The 18906-nt window shown below is 67.5% G+C and carries 15 protein-coding genes; 10 read left to right on the plus strand and 5 right to left on the minus strand.

Annotated features, from left to right (window positions below; all coding sequences use genetic code 11):
* Positions 1-235: transposase (locus tag JLDANKMP_RS22045; protein WP_206620770.1), on the minus strand; the 235-nt coding region annotated here is incomplete at its 3' end.
* Between the two features lie 196 nt (positions 236-431).
* The gene (ggt, locus tag JLDANKMP_RS22050; protein WP_212562109.1) at positions 432-2150 is read right to left on the minus strand and encodes a gamma-glutamyltransferase; all 1719 of its coding nucleotides are present in this window, start codon (positions 2148-2150) and stop codon (positions 432-434) included.
* Between the two features lie 657 nt (positions 2151-2807).
* Here ggt and ilvC point away from each other — a divergent pair.
* The 9 genes from ilvC (at position 2808) to leuB (ending at position 12462) form a co-directional block, all read left to right on the plus strand.
* The gene (gene ilvC, locus JLDANKMP_RS22055; protein WP_005410945.1) at positions 2808-3782 is read left to right on the plus strand and encodes a ketol-acid reductoisomerase; all 975 of its coding nucleotides are present in this window, start codon (positions 2808-2810) and stop codon (positions 3780-3782) included.
* 39 nt (positions 3783-3821) lie between these two features.
* Entirely contained in the window at positions 3822-5558 is a 1737-nt protein-coding gene (gene ilvG, locus JLDANKMP_RS22060) for an acetolactate synthase 2 catalytic subunit (RefSeq protein ID WP_005414404.1), read from the plus strand.
* The gene (locus tag JLDANKMP_RS22065; protein ID WP_005410947.1) at positions 5542-5793 is read left to right on the plus strand and encodes an ACT domain-containing protein; all 252 of its coding nucleotides are present in this window, start codon (positions 5542-5544) and stop codon (positions 5791-5793) included. The genes ilvG and JLDANKMP_RS22065 overlap by 17 nt, the downstream gene beginning before the upstream one ends.
* 96 nt (positions 5794-5889) lie before the next feature.
* On the plus strand, positions 5890-6981 hold the full coding sequence (locus JLDANKMP_RS22070; protein ID WP_033835631.1) for a threonine dehydratase: 1092 nt from the start codon (positions 5890-5892) through the stop codon (positions 6979-6981).
* The gene (locus tag JLDANKMP_RS22075; protein WP_212562110.1) at positions 6978-8564 is read left to right on the plus strand and encodes a 2-isopropylmalate synthase; all 1587 of its coding nucleotides are present in this window, start codon (positions 6978-6980) and stop codon (positions 8562-8564) included. Before JLDANKMP_RS22070 ends, JLDANKMP_RS22075 begins: the two co-directional genes overlap by 4 nt.
* A gap of 10 nt (positions 8565-8574) precedes the next feature.
* Positions 8575-9354, plus strand: a complete 780-nt coding sequence (locus tag JLDANKMP_RS22080) for a class I SAM-dependent methyltransferase (RefSeq protein ID WP_212562111.1) — start codon at positions 8575-8577, stop codon at positions 9352-9354.
* Positions 9355-9414: 60 nt separating this feature from the next.
* Positions 9415-10833, plus strand: a complete 1419-nt coding sequence (gene leuC, locus JLDANKMP_RS22085; RefSeq protein WP_005414408.1) for a 3-isopropylmalate dehydratase large subunit — start codon at positions 9415-9417, stop codon at positions 10831-10833.
* Positions 10833-11411 (plus strand): 3-isopropylmalate dehydratase small subunit, encoded by a 579-nt coding sequence (gene leuD / locus JLDANKMP_RS22090; protein WP_005410953.1) that lies wholly within the window; start codon positions 10833-10835, stop codon positions 11409-11411. The genes leuC and leuD overlap by 1 nt, the downstream gene beginning before the upstream one ends.
* On the plus strand, positions 11401-12462 hold the full coding sequence (gene leuB / locus JLDANKMP_RS22095) for a 3-isopropylmalate dehydrogenase (protein WP_212562112.1): 1062 nt from the start codon (positions 11401-11403) through the stop codon (positions 12460-12462). Before leuD ends, leuB begins: the two co-directional genes overlap by 11 nt.
* A 101-nt stretch (positions 12463-12563) precedes the next feature.
* On the opposite strand, the gene JLDANKMP_RS22100 is transcribed toward leuB, so the two are convergent.
* Positions 12564-13337, minus strand: a complete 774-nt coding sequence (locus JLDANKMP_RS22100; protein WP_005414410.1) for an SDR family oxidoreductase — start codon at positions 13335-13337, stop codon at positions 12564-12566.
* Between the two features lie 117 nt (positions 13338-13454).
* On the opposite strand from JLDANKMP_RS22100, the gene JLDANKMP_RS22105 reads away from it, so the two are divergent.
* Positions 13455-14360 (plus strand): LysR family transcriptional regulator, encoded by a 906-nt coding sequence (locus JLDANKMP_RS22105; RefSeq protein ID WP_212562113.1) that lies wholly within the window; start codon positions 13455-13457, stop codon positions 14358-14360.
* A 158-nt stretch (positions 14361-14518) separates the two neighbouring features.
* Here the strand turns inward: JLDANKMP_RS22105 and JLDANKMP_RS22110 are convergent, their stop codons facing one another.
* Positions 14519-17680, minus strand: a complete 3162-nt coding sequence (locus JLDANKMP_RS22110) for an efflux RND transporter permease subunit (protein WP_212562114.1) — start codon at positions 17678-17680, stop codon at positions 14519-14521.
* Between the two features lie 4 nt (positions 17681-17684).
* The gene (locus tag JLDANKMP_RS22115) at positions 17685-18815 is read right to left on the minus strand and encodes an efflux RND transporter periplasmic adaptor subunit (RefSeq protein WP_005410958.1); all 1131 of its coding nucleotides are present in this window, start codon (positions 18813-18815) and stop codon (positions 17685-17687) included.
* Positions 18816-18906: the final 91 nt, after the last annotated feature.

Genomic DNA, 18906 nt, shown 5'->3' on the forward strand with positions numbered 1-18906 from the left:
AAAGATTGGCGTTCTCGGCCCGAAGGCGGCTGATCTCGCTTTCCAGGTCGGTGGCTGGCCTGCGAGCCTCAGAGGTCAACGACCGGCCAGCACGGACCGCGTCAAGCCAGTTTGCCAGCGTCTTGACCGACATCTCCAACTGACGGGCCGCTGCGGCAGGCCCGAGCGACTCGGCCAACTCGACGGCTTGGTGCTTGAACTCATCGGTGTAGCTACGACGGGTGATACGGGACATAAGGGACCTCCAAGTGCGATCAAAGTATCGCTTCTTGGCGTCCGCTGACGGGGGGCCAGATCAGTGAGCCGCATGGATGCGGCGACCGAGCTTACATGGACGTACTTGCAGCGGCCCCCAGACAATCCACCCGCCCGGCCAAGCCCCGTATCACTGCCACCACCGCAGAGGGGGCTCAGCCCGTTGGCCGGGAAACTCAGTACCCCGCCGCCTGCCCATCCTTGCGACTCTCCGAAGCTCCGTAATAAACCCCGCTCTCGGGATCGCGCATGATCGCCTGGTACCCGCCATAAGGCCCATCGGCGAACACGATGCGATGCCCCTTGCGCATCAGCGCACGCACCGTCTCGTAGGGGAAGCCGGTCTCCAGATTCACTTCGCCGCCGTCGGTCATCGCCGTGGCCTGGCCGGTCGGCTCGGTGGAACCTTCATGCTGGATGCGCGGCGCATCGCCGGCTTCCTGCAGGTTCATCCCGAAATCCACCAGGTTCATCACGATCTGCGCATGGCCCTGCGGCTGCATCGCGCCGCCCATCACGCCGAAGCTGGCATACGGCTTGCCGCCCTTGGTGATGAACCCCGGAATGATGGTCTGGAATGGACGCTTGCCCGGCGCGTAGCCGTTGGGATGGTTCTTCTGCAGCACGAACATCTCGCCACGGTCCTGCAGGATGAAACCCAGACCGGGCGGTGCCATGCCGCTGCCCATGCCACGGTAGTTGGACTGGATCAGCGACACCATCATGCCGTCGGCGTCGGCCACGGTCATGTAGATCGTGTCGCCCTCCTCCAGCTGCTTCGGCGTGCCCGGCTGCACTTCCTTCAACGCCTTGTCCATCGAGATCAGCGCACGACGCTGCGCGGCGTACTCCTTGGAGATGAGCTTCTGCACCGGTGCCGGCTGGAACGCCATGTCGGCGTAGAAACGCGCACGGTCGGCAAAGGCCAGCTTCTTCGCTTCGACAAACAGGTGCACGTGTTCCGGTGAACCGAACGGGATCTTCGAGAAGTCGTAGCCTTCCAGCACGTTGAGGATCTGCAGTGCGGCGATGCCCTGGCTGTTCGGCGGCAGTTCCCACACGTCGTAGCCACGGTAGTTGCTGCTGACCGGTTCGACCCACTCGCCATGATGGTCAGCCATGTCCTGGTAGCTCAGGTAGCCACCGTTGGCCTTGAAGTAGTCACCGATGGTGTGGGCGATCTCGCCCTTGTAGAAGGCGTCGCGGCCACCGTCGGCGATCTTCTGCAGGGTGCTGGCCAGGTTCGGGTTCTTCCACATCTCGCCCTTGCGCGGGGCGTGGCCGTTGATCGTGAACTGCTCCTTGAAGCCCGGGTACTGCGACAACTTGGGCACCGAGCGGTCCCAGTAGTAGGCGATCACCTCGGCCACCGGGTGACCCTCGCGGGCGTAGCGGATGGCCGGCGCCAGGTTGTCGGACATCGGCTTGCGACCGAAGCGGTCGTGCAGCGCGAACCAGCCGTCGACGGCACCCGGCACCGACACCGGCAGTGGACCGGTGGCCGGGATGTCCTTCAGGCCACGGCGCTGGAACTCGGCCAGGGTGAGCGCCTTCGGCGAGCGGCCCGAGCCGTTGTAGCCGTAGAGCTTCTGGGTCTTCGGGTCCCACACGATGGCGAACAGGTCGCCGCCGATGCCGTTGCCGGTCGGCTCCATCAGGCCGAGCGCGGCGTTGGCGGCAATCGCCGCGTCCACTGCCGAACCGCCGCCCTTCATCACGTCCAGCGCGATCTGGGTGGCCAGTGGTTGCGAGGTCGCGGCCATCGCATGCGGGGCGATCACCTCCGAACGGGTGGCGAAGGTGTGGCCGGTGATGCGGTCGGCGGCGAAGGACAGCGCGGGTACGGCAGCCAGTACGGCGGCAGCGAGCAGGGAACGGGCAAGGCGTCGGGACACGGTCGGGTTCCGATGGACGGGTGGTTCCCCGATCTTCGCCGCTGCGGCCTTCACGCGGTATCGGACAGACGTCATGGACGTTGATCCTTGGGCGGAAAAATCCACCGGATTCCGCGCAAAAACCGCCCTGAAAGGAGTGAATTCGGGTTCACCGAAACACTTTCAGCAGCAACCATCCTTGTGCAGCAAGCGATTGCGCTGGATGCAGCGGAAACCGATAGAAAATCCGTCGCGAGGGTTGACACCGTCGAAATGGCTGTGTTTCTCTCGATCACATGTTGCATCACAACACGCCACCGCGAACCCACATCGAAGCCGCCGACACCGGCGCCGCCTCGCTGCGTTCGATTCTTGTGCTCGTACTTATTACCCAACCAACAGGTGCGGGACGAGCCAGCGTGTAAGCAACACACACACCGGAACTCTTCAAAAACCCGCACCCGCCCCGGTGCGGGTTTTTTCATTTCAGAACCTGGTTTCAGACGCAACCACCATGACCAACGCTCATCGCACAACCCGGACCTGCACCACCACGCCTCGTGGTGGCTGCGCCTGTGCGATGCACGGCGCCTCCTCCACCGCTTTCCCCTGACCGGCCGGCACGTCACCTCGACGACCGGCCGTTCTTTTTTCTTCCCACCGCAAGGAACCTCCCCCATGAGCACCAACGACCTGCCCCAGACCAAGATCGCCGTCATCGGCTACGGCAGCCAGGGCCGCGCCCACGCACTGAACCTGCGCGAATCCGGCTTCGACGTGGTGGTAGGCCTGCGTCCGGGTGGGCCGACCGAAGCCAAGGCGCAGGCCGATGGCTTCACCGTGATCGCGCCCGCCGAGGCCGTGAAGGACGCCGACCTGGTTGCCGTGCTGACCCCGGACATGGTGCAGAAGAAGCTCTACAACGACGTGCTGGCGCCGAACATGAAACAGGGTGCATGCCTGCTGTTCGCGCATGGTCTGAACGTGCATTACGGGATGATCGAGCCGCGTGCCGACCTGGACGTGGTGCTGGTCGCGCCGAAGGGCCCCGGCGCGCTGGTGCGCCGTGAGTACGAGATCGGCCGTGGCGTGCCGTGCATCTGGGCGGTCTACCAGGACATCAGCGGCAAGGCCGCGCAGCATGCGCAGGCCTATGCGGCCGGCCTCGGCGGTGCGCGCGCCAACCTGATCCAGACCACCTTCAAGGAAGAGACCGAGACCGATCTGTTCGGTGAGCAGGCGGTGCTGTGCGGCGGTGCCTCGGCGCTGGTGCAGGCCGGATTCGAGACCCTGGTCGAAGCCGGCTACCAGCCGGAGATCGCCTATTACGAAGTGCTGCACGAACTGAAGCTGATCGTGGACCTGTTCTATGAAGGCGGTATCTCGCGCATGTTGGAGTTCATCTCCGAGACCGCGCAGTACGGCGACTACGTCAGCGGCCCGCGGGTGATCGATGCCGGCACCAAGGAACGCATGAAGGAGGTGCTGAAGGACATCCAGGACGGCACCTTCACCAAGAACTGGGTGGCCGAGTACGAAGCGGGCCTGCCGAACTACAACAGGTTCAAGCAGGCCGACCTGGAGCACCCGATCGAGAAGGTGGGCAAGGAACTGCGCGCCAAGATGGTCTGGTTGCAAGGACAGGCCGCGTAACCACGCGGCCCTCCCCCACCCGCTTTGCAAGGTTCCCCCATGAACTCTTCGACACATCGCAGCGCGCCGCCCAACGGCGCGCGCTGGCTGACCCAGGCGCTGGAGGCCGAAGGCGTCCGCACGCTGTTCGGCTATCCCGGTGGCACCATCATGCCGTTCTACGACGCGCTGGTGGATTCGTCGCTGAAGCACATCCTGGTACGCCATGAGCAGGGCGCGGCGCTGGCCGCCAACGGCTTCGCCCGCGCCAGCAACCAGGTGGGCGTCTGCGTGGCCACCTCCGGCCCGGGCGCCTCGAACCTGGTGACCGGCATTGCCGATGCGATGCTGGATTCGGTACCGATGGTCTGCATCACCGGCCAGGTCGGCACGCCGCTGCTGGGCACCGACGCCTTCCAGGAACTGGATGTGTTCGGCCTGACGATGCCGATCGTCAAGCACAGCTGGCTGGTGCGCAGCGTCGATGACCTGCCGCGCGTGGTGGCCGATGCGTTCCGCATTGCCCGTGAGGGTCGCCCCGGCCCGGTGCTGATCGACCTGCCCAAGGATGTGCAGCTGGCCGATGCCAGCCATCTGCCGGCGCATGTGCCCAGCAGCGTCGAACCGCCGCCGGCGCCGGCCGAGGCCGCCATCGCCGAGGCCATCGCCGCGCTGGCGGCGGCCGAGAAGCCGGTGGTCTACGCAGGTGGCGGCATCGCCCTGGGTGATGCCGTGCAGGACCTGCGCGACTTCGTCGAGGCCAGTGCCATCCCCACCGTGATGACCCTGCGCGGCCTGGGTGCACTGCCAGCCCACCATCCGCAGTCGCTGGGCATGCTGGGCATGCACGGCACCCGCGCGGCCAACATGGCGGTGCAGGAAAGCGACCTGTTGCTGGTGCTGGGCGCGCGCTTCGACGACCGCGCGACCGGCAAGCTGGCCGAGTTCGCGCCATTCGCCCGCGTCGTCCACATCGATGCGGACGCCTACGAGATCTCCAAGCTGCGCACTGCCGACATCGCCGTGCCTGGCAACGTCGGTCACGCCATCCGTGCCCTGCGTGCGGCCTTCCCCTCCCCCAGGGCCCACCAGGACGCGTGGCGCAAGCGCTGTGCGCAGCACCGCGACCGCTTCGCTGCACGCTACGACGCACCGGGCCAGCACATCTACGCACCGGCGCTGCTGAAGCGCCTGAGCGAGCTGGCACCGACCGATGCGGTGATCGCCTGCGATGTCGGCCAGCACCAGATGTGGGTGGCCCAGCACTGCCGCTTCAACCACCCCCGCAACCACCTGACCAGTGGCGCACTGGGCACGATGGGCTTCGGCCTGCCAGCGGCGATGGGTGCGCAGTTCGCCTGCCCGGAGCGCACCGTGGTACTGGTGTCCGGCGACGGCAGCTTCATGATGAACGTGCAGGAGCTGGCGACCATCGCCCGCTGCCGCCTGCCGGTGAAGATCGTGCTGCTGGACAACAGTTCGCTGGGCATGGTGCGGCAGTGGCAGGAACTGTTCTTCGCCGAGCGTTACAGCGAGATCGACCTGTCCGACAACCCGGACTTCGTAGCCCTGGCGCAGGTGTTCGGCATTGCCGCCACCCGCATCGACAACCGCGACGACGTGGAAGGCGGCCTGGCCGCGCTGCTGGCCGAGCCCGGCCCGGCGCTGCTGCACGTGGCCATCGATGCACGCGCCAACGTGTGGCCGCTGGTGCCGCCGAACACCGCCAACAGCACGATGCTGGAAAGCAATCCCGCCCACGCCCGCCAGGAGACCCCCAATGCAATACCGGCTTGACCTGGTGCTGCACCCGGCCGAAGGCGCGCTGCTGCGCGTGATCGGCATGGCCGAACGCCGCGGCTTTGCGCCGCGTGCGATCAGCGGTGCGCCGGTGGCCGCCGACGATGGCCGCTGGCACCTGCAGCTGGTCGTCGATGGCCAGCGCCCGGCGGAAACGCTGTGCCGGCAGATCGAGAAGATCTACGACTGCGTGTCCGTGCAGGTCACCGCCGTGGAAGGAGTATCGCCATGAACACCCGTACCGTAGCGACCACGGTGCCGGTACGGAGGCGTCTTCTTCGCCGCCCGTGCCCGCATGCGGCGGTCTTCCGCACCGCGCTGGTGGCCCATGCCGGCCGCTGACACCAGCCAGGAAAGCGATGTCGGCGACGTAAGCGTCGCCGACGTCCTGGCAGCGCAGGCCCGCCTGCGCCGCTTCCTGCCGCCCACCCCGCTGCACCACGCCGAACGCTTCGGTACCTGGCTGAAGCTGGAGAACCTGCAGCGCACCGGTTCCTACAAGGTGCGCGGCGCATTGAATGCACTGCTGGCCGGCCGCGAACGCGGCGACACCCGGCCGGTGATCTGCGCCTCGGCCGGCAACCACGCCCAGGGCGTGGCCTGGGCCGCCTATCGCCTGGATGTGCCGGCCATCACTGTGATGCCGCATGGTGCACCCGCCACCAAGATCGCCGGCGTCGCCCACTGGGGCGCGACCGTGCGCCAGCACGGCAACAGCTATGACGAAGCCTACGCCTTCGCGGTCGAACTGGCACAACGCCACGGCTACCGCTTCCTGTCCGCGTTCGACGATGCCGACGTGATCGCCGGCCAGGGCACGGTCGGCATCGAGCTGGCCGCGCACGCGCCGGACGTGGTGATCGTGCCGATCGGTGGCGGTGGCCTGGCTTCCGGCGTGGCCCTGGCGCTGAAATCACAGGGCGTGCGCGTGGTCGGCGCGCAGGTGGAAGGCGTTGATTCGATGGCACGCGCGATCCGCGGCGACGTGCGCGAGATCGCACCCGTCGCCTCGCTGGCCGACGGCGTGCGGGTGAAGATCCCCGGCTTCCTGACCCGTCGCCTGTGCACCTCGCTGCTGGACGATGTGGTGATCGTGCGCGAAGCCGAACTGCGCGAAACCCTGGTCCGGCTGGCACTGGAGGAACACATCATTGCCGAGGGTGCCGGCGCGCTGGCGCTGGCCGCTGGCCGCCGCGTCGCGGGCCGCCGCAAGTGCGCGGTGGTCTCCGGCGGGAACATCGATGCCGGTGTGCTGGCCGGCCTGCTAACCGACATCCGACCGCGCCCGCCGCGCAAGCCACGGCGACGGCGCAGCGAAACACCCCGCTCGCCCGCCAAGGCCAGCGCGCCGCCCTCCCCCATGCCTTCCCCTTCCCACCTGCAAGCCGCAACGCCCGCTGTCGAGGAGATTTCCCTGTGACCACTATCGAACGAATTACCACCCCGCGCATCCGCATCTTCGACACCACCCTGCGTGACGGCGAGCAGTCCCCTGGCTGCAGCATGAGCCCGCCGCAGAAGCTGGTGATGGCGCGTGCGCTGGACGAACTGGGCGTGGACATCATCGAGACCGGCTTCCCGGCCAGCTCGCAGTCCGACCGCGAAGCGATGGCACTGATCGGCCGCGAACTGCGCCGCCCGAGCCTGACCCTGGCGGTGCTGTCCCGCTGCCTGCAGGCCGATATCGAGACCTCGGCACGCGCACTGGAAGCCGCGGCCAGCCCGCGCCTGCATGTGTTCCTGTCGACCAGCCCGCTGCACCGCGAGCATAAGCTGCGCATGACCCGCGAACAGGTACTGGAGTCGGTACGCAAGCACGTATCGCTGGCCCGCTCCTACATCGACGATGTCGAATTCTCGGCCGAGGATGCCACCCGTACCGAGCTGGACTACCTGATCGAAGTCGCGCGCGTGGCGATCGCCGCCGGCGCCACCACCATCAACCTGCCCGACACCGTCGGCTTCACTACGCCCGAAGAGATCCGCGCGATGTTCCAACAGGTCATCGCCGGCGTCGCCGACGTTCCGAACGCCGCCAATGTGATCTTCAGCGCGCACTGCCACAATGATCTGGGCCTGGCCGTGGCCAACTCGCTGGCCGCCATCGAAGGCGGCGCGCGCCAGGTCGAGTGCACCATCAACGGCATCGGCGAACGCGCCGGCAACTGTTCGCTTGAAGAGATCGCGATGGTGCTGAAGGTGCGCCAGGCCTTCTACGAGCAGGACAGTTCGATCAACACCCCGCGCATCGTCGGCACCTCGCAGTTGCTGCAGCGCCTGGTCGGCATGCCGGTACAGCGCAACAAGGCCATCGTCGGCGCCAACGCGTTCGCCCACGAATCGGGCATCCACCAGCACGGCATGCTGCGCCATCGCGGTACCTACGAAATCATGCGCCCGGAGGACGTGGGCTGGGAGGATTCGCAGATGGTGCTGGGCCGCCACAGTGGCCGTGCCGCCGTTGAAGCGCGCCTGCGTGCGCTGGGCTTCTGGCTGGACGAAGACGAACTGAAGCTGGTGTTCGAGCAGTTCAAGGGCCTGTGCGAACAGCAGCGCGTGGTCACCGATGCCGATCTGCAGACGCTGATGCAGGGCGGTTCCAACGCACAGGGCTACCGCCTGGCCTCGATGACCATCAGCGACGTCGGCAGCCGCGCCAACGCACTGGTCGAACTGTCCGACCCGGACGGCAACCGCGTGGCCGAGACCGCGCAGGGCGATGGCCCGGTCGATGCGCTGTTCGGCGCGCTGTCGGCCGCTACCGGCGTGCAGCTGATGCTCGACAGCTACCACGTGCACAGCGTCGGCATCGGCGCCGATGCGCGCGGTGAGGCCAACCTGAGCGTGCGCCACGAAGGCGTGGAGTACGACGGCACCGGCACCAGCAAGGACATCATCGAAGCCTCCGCGCTGGCCTGGCTGGATGTGGCCAACCGCCTGCTGCGCCAGCGCCAGGCTGCCGCCCACAGCAACACCGACGTTGCCACCCCCGCCACCGCCTGAGGACCCCGCCATGAGCGCCTTCGACACCCCCACCCCGGCCAGCGCCGCTGGCCAGCAGTGGAACGCCCAGGACTATGCGATCGACGCCGGCTTCGTGCCGCTGCTCGGCGGTGCGGTATCGCGCCTGCTCGCCCCGCGCGCCGGTGAGCGCATCCTCGACCTGGGCTGTGGCGATGGCGTACTCAGTACCGAGCTGGCGCTGAGCGGCGCACGCATCCACGGCGTGGATGCTTCGCCGGAACTGGTGGTCGCCGCCCGCGCACGCGGTGTCGACGCGCAGGTGATGGACGGCCACGCGCTGTCGTTCGACAGCGAGTTCGATGCAGTGTTCAGCAATGCCGCACTGCATTGGATGACGACTCCGGACCGCGTGCTGGAAGGCGTGCGCCGCGCCCTGCGCCCCGGCGGCCGCTTTGTCGCCGAATTCGGTGGCCACGGCAACGTGGCCACGATCATCGCGGCGGTACAGGCCGCGCGCGTGGCCCACGGCCATGGCGCCAGCACCTTCCAGTGGTATTTCCCGACGGCCGATGCCTACGCCGACCGCCTGCGCCAGCATGGCTTCCAGGTGCAACTGATCGAGTGCACGCCGCGCCCGACCGCACTGCCGACCGGCGTGGCCGGCTGGCTGCGGGTCTTCGCCGCACCACTGCTGGACGACCTGCCGGCCGAGGCCCGCGCTACCGTGCGCGAGGCCGCCACCGCGTTGCTGGCCGAGCTGCCGCGCAATGCCGCCGGCCAGCCGCTGGCCGACTACGTGCGCCTGCGCGTGCTCGCCCGCCGTCGCTGACTTGACCGTTCCGTTTTCTTTACTGATGTTCGCTATTTCGTACTTCTGCCAGGCATACGCATGACTTCCGCACCCCGCACCCTGTACGACAAACTGTGGGACGCCCACGTGGTGGTTCCCGAAACCGACAGCGCCCCCGCCGTGCTGTACATCGACCTGCACCTGATCCACGAGGTGACCTCGCCGCAGGCGTTCACCGAACTGCGCGAGCGCGGCCTGTCGCCGCGCCGCCCGGACCGCACCAAGGCGACGATGGACCACTCCACGCCAACCCTGCCGCCTGCCGCCGACGGCACGCTGCCCTACGCCAGCGCGGCCTCCGAAGCGCAGGTCGCCACCCTGGCACGCAACTGCGCCGAGCACGGCATCGAACTGTTCGACATGGCCTCGGACAATCGCGGCATCGTCCACGTGATCGCGCCGGAACAAGGCTTCACCCAGCCCGGCATGACCATCGTCTGTGGCGACAGCCACACCTCCACCCACGGTGCGTTCGGTTCGCTGGCCTTCGGCATCGGCACCAGCGAAGTCGGCCACGTGCTGGCCACACAGTGCCTGCTGCAGCGCAAGGCGAAGACCTTCGCGATCACCGTCGATGGCCCGCTGGCGCCCGGCGTCGGCGCCAAGGACGTGGTCCTGCACATCATCGGCGTGATCGGCGTCAACGGCGGCACCGGCCACGTCATCGAGTTCCGTGGCAGCACCATCGAAGCGATGGACATGGAACAGCGCATGACCCTGTGCAACATGTCGATCGAGGCGGGTGCGCGTGCCGGCATGGTGGCGCCGGACCAGGTCACCTTCGACTTCGTCGCTGCTACCCCGCGCGGCCCCAAGGGTGCCGACTTCGATGCGGCCGTCGCACGCTGGCAGCAGCTGCGCAGCGATGACGGCGCGCGCTTTGACAGCGAAGTGCACATCGACGCCGCCGACATCCGCCCGACCCTGACCTGGGGCACCCATCCGGGCACCGCCATCGCGGTGGATGCACCGATCCCCGCCGCCAACGATGCCGCCGCACAGAAGGGCCTGGACTACATGCATTTCCAGGCCGGCAAGGCGCTGGCCGGAACGCCGGTGGACGTGGTGTTCGTCGGCTCCTGCACCAATGGCCGCCTGAGCGACATGCGCGAGGTGGCGCAGGTGCTGCGGGGCCGTCGTGTCGCCGATCGGGTGCGCATGCTGGTGGTACCGGGCTCGGAGATCGTCAAGCGCGAGGCCGAGGCCGAAGGCATCCACGAGATCGTGCGCGCGGCCGGTGCCGAGTGGCGCGAGCCGGGCTGCTCGATGTGCATCGCCATGAACGGCGATCTGGTCGCGCCCGGGCAGCTGGCCGTCAGCACCAGCAACCGCAATTTCGAAGGCCGCCAGGGCCCTGGTTCGCGCACGCTGCTGGCCTCGCCGATGAGCGCGGCGTGGGCCGCGGTGAACGGGCACGTCGCCGATACCCGCGAACTGTTCGCACAGGAGGTGGCGTGATGGCCGGTTTCCGTACCCTGACCTCGGCCAGCGTGGTGCTGCGCCAGACCAACATCGACACCGACCAGATCATTCCGGCGCGGTTCCTGTCCACCACCGAACGCGCCGGCCTGGGCCGCAACGCGTTCAATGACTGGCGCTGGCAGGCCGACGGCTCGCCGGTGGCCGACTTCGCCTTCAACCAGCCGCACAACGCCGGCCGCAGCATCCTGCTGGCGGGCCGCAACTTCGGCTGCGGCTCGTCGCGCGAGCATGCACCGTGGGCACTGACCGACCTGGGCCTGCGCGCCATCGTCAGCAGCGAGATCGCCGACATCTTCCGCGGAAACTCGCTGAAGAACGGCCTGCTGCCGATCGTACTGGACGAAGCCGACGTGCAGGCGCTGATGCAGCGCCCGGACGACGAGCTGACCATCGACGTGGCCGCGCGTGAGCTGCGCACGCCCGATGGGCGCGTCTATTCCTTCCCACTGGATGGCTTCTCGCAGACCTGCCTGCTGGAAGGCGTCGACCAGTTGGGGTATCTGTTGGGCCGTGTCCCTGAAATCGAACGCTACGAGAGTGAGCATGCACGCTGAAATTGTTGTCCTGCCCGGTGATGGCATCGGCCCGGAAGTGGCCGCCGCGGCAGTCGCCGTCCTGAAGTCTGTCGCCACGCGCTTCAACCACACCTTCACCTTCAGCGAGCACGACATCGGCGGCATCGCCATCGACCGCCACGGCGAGCCGCTGCCGGCCTCTACGTTGACTGCCTGCCAGGCCGCCAACGCGGTGCTGCTGGGTGCGGTCGGCGGCCCGAAGTGGTCCGATCCCAACGCCAAGGTGCGCCCGGAACAGGGCCTGCTGGCGATCCGCAAGGCGCTGGGCCTGTATGCCAACCTGCGCCCGGTGCGCACCCACGAAGCCGCACTGCACGCCTCGCCGATCAAGGCCGAGCTGCTGCAGGGCGTGGACTTCGTCGTGGTACGCGAACTGACCGGTGGCATCTACTTCGGCGACAAGACCCGCGACGCCGATAGCGCCAGCGACCTGTGCCGCTACACCGTGGCCGAGATCGAACGCGTGCTGCGCAGTGCCTTCCGCCTGGCCCGGCAGCGCCGCGGCAAGGTCACCTCGGTGGACAAGGCCAACGTGCTGGAGACCTCGCGCCTGTGGCGTGACGTGGCCGCGCGCATCGGCCGCGAGGAATTCCCGGACGTTGCGCTGGAGCACCAGCTGGTCGATTCCATGGCCATGCACCTGCTGGCCAAGCCGCGCGAGTACGACGTGATCGTGACCGAGAACATGTTCGGCGACATCCTCACCGATGAGGCATCGATGCTGGCCGGGTCGCTGGGCCTGCTGCCGTCGGCCTCGCTGGGCGAGCCGGGCGCGGTGGGCATCTACGAACCGATCCATGGTTCCGCTCCGGATATCGCTGGCAAGGGCATCGCCAATCCGTACGCGACGATCTTCAGCGCCGCGATGCTGCTGCGCCATTCGCTGGGGTTGGAAACGGAAGCCGCTGCGGTGGAAGCCACCGTGCACGCCGTGCTGGACGATGGCGTGTTCACCGCCGATCTGGCCGCCAAGGGCCAGGCGGTGAGCACGGCAGCCGCCACCGACGCGGTGCTGGCCAAACTCAACTGATCCGATAGCGCCACGCCACGCGTGGCGCCTCTCCCTTCGCACATTGCGGGCAGCCACCCATGGGGTGGCTCTACTGTAGAGCCACGCCATGCGTGGCTGCTTTACTTGGTGGTGTACCCGCCATTGACCAGGATGGTCTGCCCGGTCATCCACCAGCCGTCGGTGACCAGGAAGCGGATCCACGGCACGATGTCGGCGATGTCGGTCAGGCCGGTGCGGGTGAACGCCGAGAGCGCGGCCGCGGTCTTGTGGTACGCCTGCGCATCGGCACTCTCGGCCGGGTAGAAGAACGGCGTGTCCATCGGGCCCGGCCCGATCGCAGTCACCGAGATGCCGCGCTCACCGAACTCCTTCGATGCGGCGCGGGTGAAATGCTCGACCGGCGCCTTGGTGCCGGCATAGCTGGAATAGAACGGCGTGAACGCACCCAGCAGTGAGGTGACCAGGGTGCAGATGCGGCCACCGTCGTTGACGTGGCGTCCAGCCTCCTTGAGGAAGAAGAACGCGGCCTTGGCGTTGACCGCGCTCATCTCGTCGTACTCCGCTTCGCTGATCTCCAGCAGCGGCTTCTTCAGCACCTTGCCGACCGTATTGATGGCGATGTCGGGACGGCCGACTGCGGCCACGGCATCGGCGAACAAGCGCTCCATCGCTGCCGCCGACGTCAGGTCGCCCTGCAGGGCAACCGCCTTGCTGCCAGCGGCCTGCACGGCGGCGACGGTCGCCTCTGCATCGGCCTGGGTGGCGGCGCTGTTGTAGTGGATGACGATGGCTTTGGCGCCCTGGCTGGCGAAGTCGCGGGCGATCAGTCCGCCCAGGTTCTTGGCGCCACCGGCGATCAGCACGGTCTTGCCCTTGAGGGAATGGTCGGTCATGGCCTCGGTCTCGGAAGTGGGCTGCCCGGGGTGGCAACCCTGCCCTGACGACGATATCGTGCAGAAAATGCGGATAAAGCCCGCCGCATTGACTTAACCTTCCAGAGCCAGCGAACAATGGACCGGATCGATCGCTTCCGCATCTTCACCCGGGTGGTGGAGTGCTCCAGCTTCACCCGCGCCGCCGACCAGCTCGGCCTGCCCCGCTCCACCGTCTCGGCAGCCATTGCGGAGCTGGAGCAGCGGCTCGGCACCCGCCTGCTGCAGCGCTCGACCCGACGGGTGGCCACCACCCACGACGGCGACGTGTTCCATGCCCGCTGCCTGCGCCTGATCGCCGAGGTTGAAGACGCCGAATCGCTGTTCCGGCAGGACGATGCGCAGCCGGTGGGTCTGCTGAAGATCGACGTGCCCAGTCGCATCGGCCGCCGCATCATCGCCCCGGCGCTGCCCGACTTCTTCGCGCGCCATCCGCAGGTGGAAGTCGACCTGGGCATGACCGACCGCGCGGTGAACCTGATCGAAGACGGCTGCGATGCGGTGCTGCGGGTCGGCCAGCTGGGCGATTCCAGCCTGGTGGCCCGCACGCTGGGCCAGCTGGACTTCGTCAACGTTGCCGCGCCGGTCTACCTGCGCGAGTACGGTGTGCCGCAGCAACCTGCCGACCTGCAGCAGCACCGGGCGGTGAACTACGCGTCGCCGACCACGGCGCGGGTGGAACCGTGGGAGTGGCAGGAGGGTACGCAGCTACGCACATTGCCGATGCCCGGCTGGGTGCGGGTCAACAGCGCAGAAGCGTCGATCGCGTGCTGTGTGGCGGGGCTGGGGCTGCTGCAGATTCCGCGCTACGACGTGCAGGCCGAACTGCAATCCGGTGCGCTGATGGAAGTGATGCCGCAGCATGTGGCGCAACCATTGCCGGTGACCCTGCTGCAGCCGCACCGGCAGCACCGCGCACAACGCGTGCAGGTGTTCATCGAATGGCTGCTGCCGGTGCTACGGAGCGGCCTGCAGCTACAGTAGATCCACGCCATGCGTGGATGCGTGCCGCAGTGCCAACCAAGGTTGGCACCTACCAGGGCAAAGACCAGCTGCTGTAGATCCACACCATGCGTGGATGCATGCGTCAGTGCCAACCAAGGTTGGCACCTACCAGGGCGGTGGCCGCAGAACCCGGGGCATTACGCCCCGGATTCGTCCGGCTTGACCCGGAACCAGGCTGCGTACAACGCCGGCAGGAACACCAGGGTCAGCACCGTGCCCACGATCAGGCCGCCCATGATCGAGATCGCCATCGAGCCATAGAACGCGCTGCGCGACAGCGGAATCATCGCCAGCACGGCCGCCAGCGCGGTCAGTACGATCGGGCGGAAGCGGCGCACCGTCGCATCGATGATCGAATGCCAGCGGTCATGCCCGGCATCGATGTCCTGCTGGATCTGGTCGATCAGGATCACCGAGTTGCGCATGATCATGCCGGCCAGCGCGATCGTGCCCAGCAGTGCCACGAAGCCGAACGGCGCGCGGAACAGCAGCAGGAACAACGTCGCGCCGATGATGCCCAGCGGCGCGGTCACCAGCACCATCGCCGCACGCGAGAAGCTGCGCAGCTGCAGCATCAGCAGCGTGGCCACCACCACCAGGAACAGCGGCATGCCGGCCTTGATCGAGTTCTGGCCACGTGCCGAATCCTCCACGGTACCGCCGGTTTCCAGCAGGTAACCGTTCGGCAGCTCGGCACGGATGCCATCCAGCGTCGGCAGGATCTGATGCACCACGTCCAGCGGCTGCATGCCATCGCTGATGTCGGCACGCACGGTCACCGTCGGCAGGCGGTTGCGGTGCCAGATGATGCCGTCCTCGAAGCCGTACTCCATCGTCGCCACCTGCGACAGCGTGATGCTGCCGCCGTTGGCGGTCGGCATCGACAGGCTGGACAGCAGCTCCAGCTGGTTGCGCTCATCGGCCGGGCCGCGCAGCAGCATCTCGATCTGGCGGTTGCCTTCGCGGTACACGCTCACCGACTGCCCGGCCAGCGAACTGGACAGGAACTGGCTGACCTGGGCACTGCTCACGCCCAGCGCCCGCGCACGCTCCTGGTCGATCACCAGCCGCACCACCTTGCTCGGCTCGCTCCAGTCCAGGTTGACGTTCATCACGTGCGGGTTTTCGCGCACCTTGGCTTCGACCTGGCGCGCGATCGCCTGCACCTTCTCGATGTGCTCGCCGGAAATGCGCATCTGCACCGGATAGCCGACCGGCGGACCGTTCTCCAGGCGGGTCACGCGCATCTGCACGTCCGGGAACTTCGGAATCACCTCGTGCAGCAGCCAGTCACGTGTGCTTTCGCGCGCCTTGATGTCCTTGGCCAGTACCACGAACTGGGCGAAGTTGGTGGACGGCAGCTGCTGGTCCAGCGGCAGGTAGAAGCGCGGCGAACCGGTGCCCACGTAGGACACGTAGTTCGCGATGCCCTCGCGGCTGGACAGCAGCTTCTCCAGCTTCTCGGCCTGGGCCTGGGTCGAGCGCAGCGATGCGCCCTCGGCCAGCTCGATGTCCACCATCAGTTCCGGCCGGGTCGAATCCGGGAAGAACTGCTGCGGCACGAAGCGGAACATCATCAGCGAGAACACGAACAGGGCGATGGTCGCGGCAATCACCCACCAGCGGTGGCGCAGGCAGCCATCCAGGAAGCGACGGAAGCTGCGGTAGAACGGGCGCTGGTACGGATCGTGGTCGTGCCCGTGCTGCGGCGGCGCGATCAGGTTGGCCAGCGCCGGATAGCGGTCGGCCCACTGCTGGCGCTTGGCATGCCAGCGCGCGGACACGCTGCCCGGCTTCGGCGGCTGCGGATTGAACAGGTCCGGCAGCATCTTGTCGCCCAGGTACGGGATGAACAGCACCGCCGCGATCCACGACACCACCAGCGCGATGGTCACCACCTGGAACAGCGAACGCGTGTACTCACCGGTGCTCGAGGCCGCCGTAGCGATGGGCAGGAAGCCGGCCGCCGTGATCAGCGTGCCGGTCAGCATCGGGAACGCGGTCGACTCCCAGGCGAAACTGGCCGCGCGCAGGCGGTCGTAACCCTGCTCCATCTTGGTGGCCATCATCTCCACCGCGATGATCGCATCGTCCACCAGCAGGCCCAGCGCCAGCACCAGTGCACCCAGCGAAATCTTGTGCAGGCCGATGTCGAAGTAGTGCATGACGAAGAAGGTCATCGCCAGCACCAGTGGAATGGTCACGCCAACTACGAGGCCGGTGCGCAGGCCCAGCGAGAAGAAACTGACCAGCAGCACGATCACCACCGCTTCGGTCAGCACCTGCACGAACTCGCCGACCGACTCTTCCACCGACTGCGGCTGGTCGGACACCTTGCGCAGCTGCATGCCCGCCGGCAGGGTCTTCTGCAGGCGCTCGAACTCGGCATCGAGATTGGCGCCGAGCTTGAGGATGTCACCGCCATCCTTCATCGCCACTGCCAGGCCGATGGCCTCTTCACCCATGAAGCGCATCTTCGGCGACGCCGGATCGGCGAAGCCACGCTTGACCTCGGCGATGTCGCCCAGGTGCACGGTGCGGTCACCGGCGCGGATCGGGAACTGGCGGATCGCTTCGATGTCGTTGAACTGGCCGGTCACGCGCAGCTGCACGCGGTCGGTGGCGGTCTCGAAGAAGCTGGTGCCGGTGACCGCATTCTGGTCGGCCAGCGCCTGCTGTACCTGCTGCATCGACACACCCAGCGTGGCCAGGCGGGTGTTGGACAGCTCGATCCACACCTTCTCGTCCTGCAGGCCGACCAGGTCGATCTTGCCGACATCGGGAACGCGCTGCAGTTCCAGCTGGATGCGGTCGGCGTAGTCGCGCATCACCGCGTAGTCGAAGCCCTTGCCGGTCAACGCATAGATGTTGCCGTAGGTGTCGCCGAACTCGTCGTTGAAGAACGGGCCGACGATCTCGCGCGGCAGGGTCGCCCGGATGTCGCCCACGCGCTTGCGCACCTGGTACCACAGATCCGGAATCTGCCTGGAACGCAGGCTGTCGCGGGCCATGAAGATGACCTGCGATTCGCCGGGGCGCGAGTACGAGCGGATGAACTCGTACTCGCCGGTGTTCATCAGCGCCTTCTCGATCGGCTCGGTCACCTGCCGCGAGACCTGCTCGGCGGTTGCGCCCGGCCACAGCGTGCGCACCACCATCGCCTTGAAGGTGAATGGTGGATCCTCGGACTGGCCCAGATGCTTGTACGACCACGCGCCGATCAGCGCGAAGGCCAGCATCGCGAACAGCACCAGCGGGCGGTTGGCCAGCGCCCACTCGGAAAGATTGAAGCGGCGCACCGGCTTACTCCTTGGCCTTGGCGGCAGCGGCCGGCGCGGCCGGCTTCAGCACCGGGCGGTTCTGCCGGTCCACGGCGATCACCGGCTGGCCCGCCCGCAGCAGGTGGCCACCGGCGGCAACCACCCAGTCACCCGCGTTCACGCCGGACAGCACCGGCACGGTCTCGCTGCCAAACGCACCGGTGGTGACCGAGGCGGCCTTCAGCGTGCTGTTGGCCGGATCGACCACCCACACGCTGGCCGCACCGTTGGCACCGCGCTGCAGCGCGCCCAGCGGCAGCTGCAGGGTACCGTGGCGACCGGCGCTGCTGTAGACGCGTGCACTCTGGCCCAGTTCGACATCGGCCAGCGCATCGGCGGCCAGGCTGACGCGGGTGGCATAGGTGCGTGCCTGCGGATCGGCGGCGGCGGCGATCTCGCGGATCGTACCGGGCAGGCGCTGGCCCGGGCGGTTCCACAGTTCCACCTCGACCGGCTGGCCAACCGCGTAGTCGCGGATGGTCGCCTCGGGCAGGTCGATCAGCACTTCGCGGCCGCCATCGGCGGCCAGGTTGAAGATGGTCTGGCCGGCGGACACCACCTGCCCGGCTTCGGCCTCGCGGCTGGCGATCACGCCATCGGCCGGCGCGCGCAGCTGCGCGTAGTCAGCCTGGTTGCGCAGCACATCGAGGTTGGCGCGGGCCGCATTGGCCTGGCCCTGCGCGGCCTTGAACGCCGCGGACTGCTGGTCCAGCTGCGAGCGGCTGACCAGTTGCTGGTCGGCCAGCACCTGGTAGCGCTTCAGGTCATCGCGGGCACGCACCAGGTCGGCCTCGGCAGCAGCCAGCTGCGCCTGCGAGGCACGGGCCTGCAGCGCGAAGTCAGCCACGTCCAGTTCGGCCAGCACGTCGCCCTTCTTCACCCGCTGGCCGGCATCGACGTGGCGCTTGACCAGGTTGCCCCCGACGCGGAACGACAGCGGGCTTTCCTGACGGGCACGCACCGTGCCCGGGAATGCCGCCGGCGCCTGTCCGGCCTGTTCGCCGGGGTGAACCACCAGTACCGGCACGGCCGCCTGCGGCGCCTGTTCCTGTCCCGAACAGGCTGCCAGCGCAGCCACCCACACCATACCGCCCATCCAGCGCACGATCTTCATCGGTCAACGTCCTGAAAACGCAGGGTTGCAACAAGGGGGAGCCGCGACTGCCGGCCCAATTTAATAAACCGGCCGGTATAGTATAAATATC

The sequence above is a fragment of the Stenotrophomonas sp. PE591 genome (assembly GCF_018320795.1).
Lineage (GTDB): Bacteria > Pseudomonadota > Gammaproteobacteria > Xanthomonadales > Xanthomonadaceae > Stenotrophomonas > Stenotrophomonas maltophilia.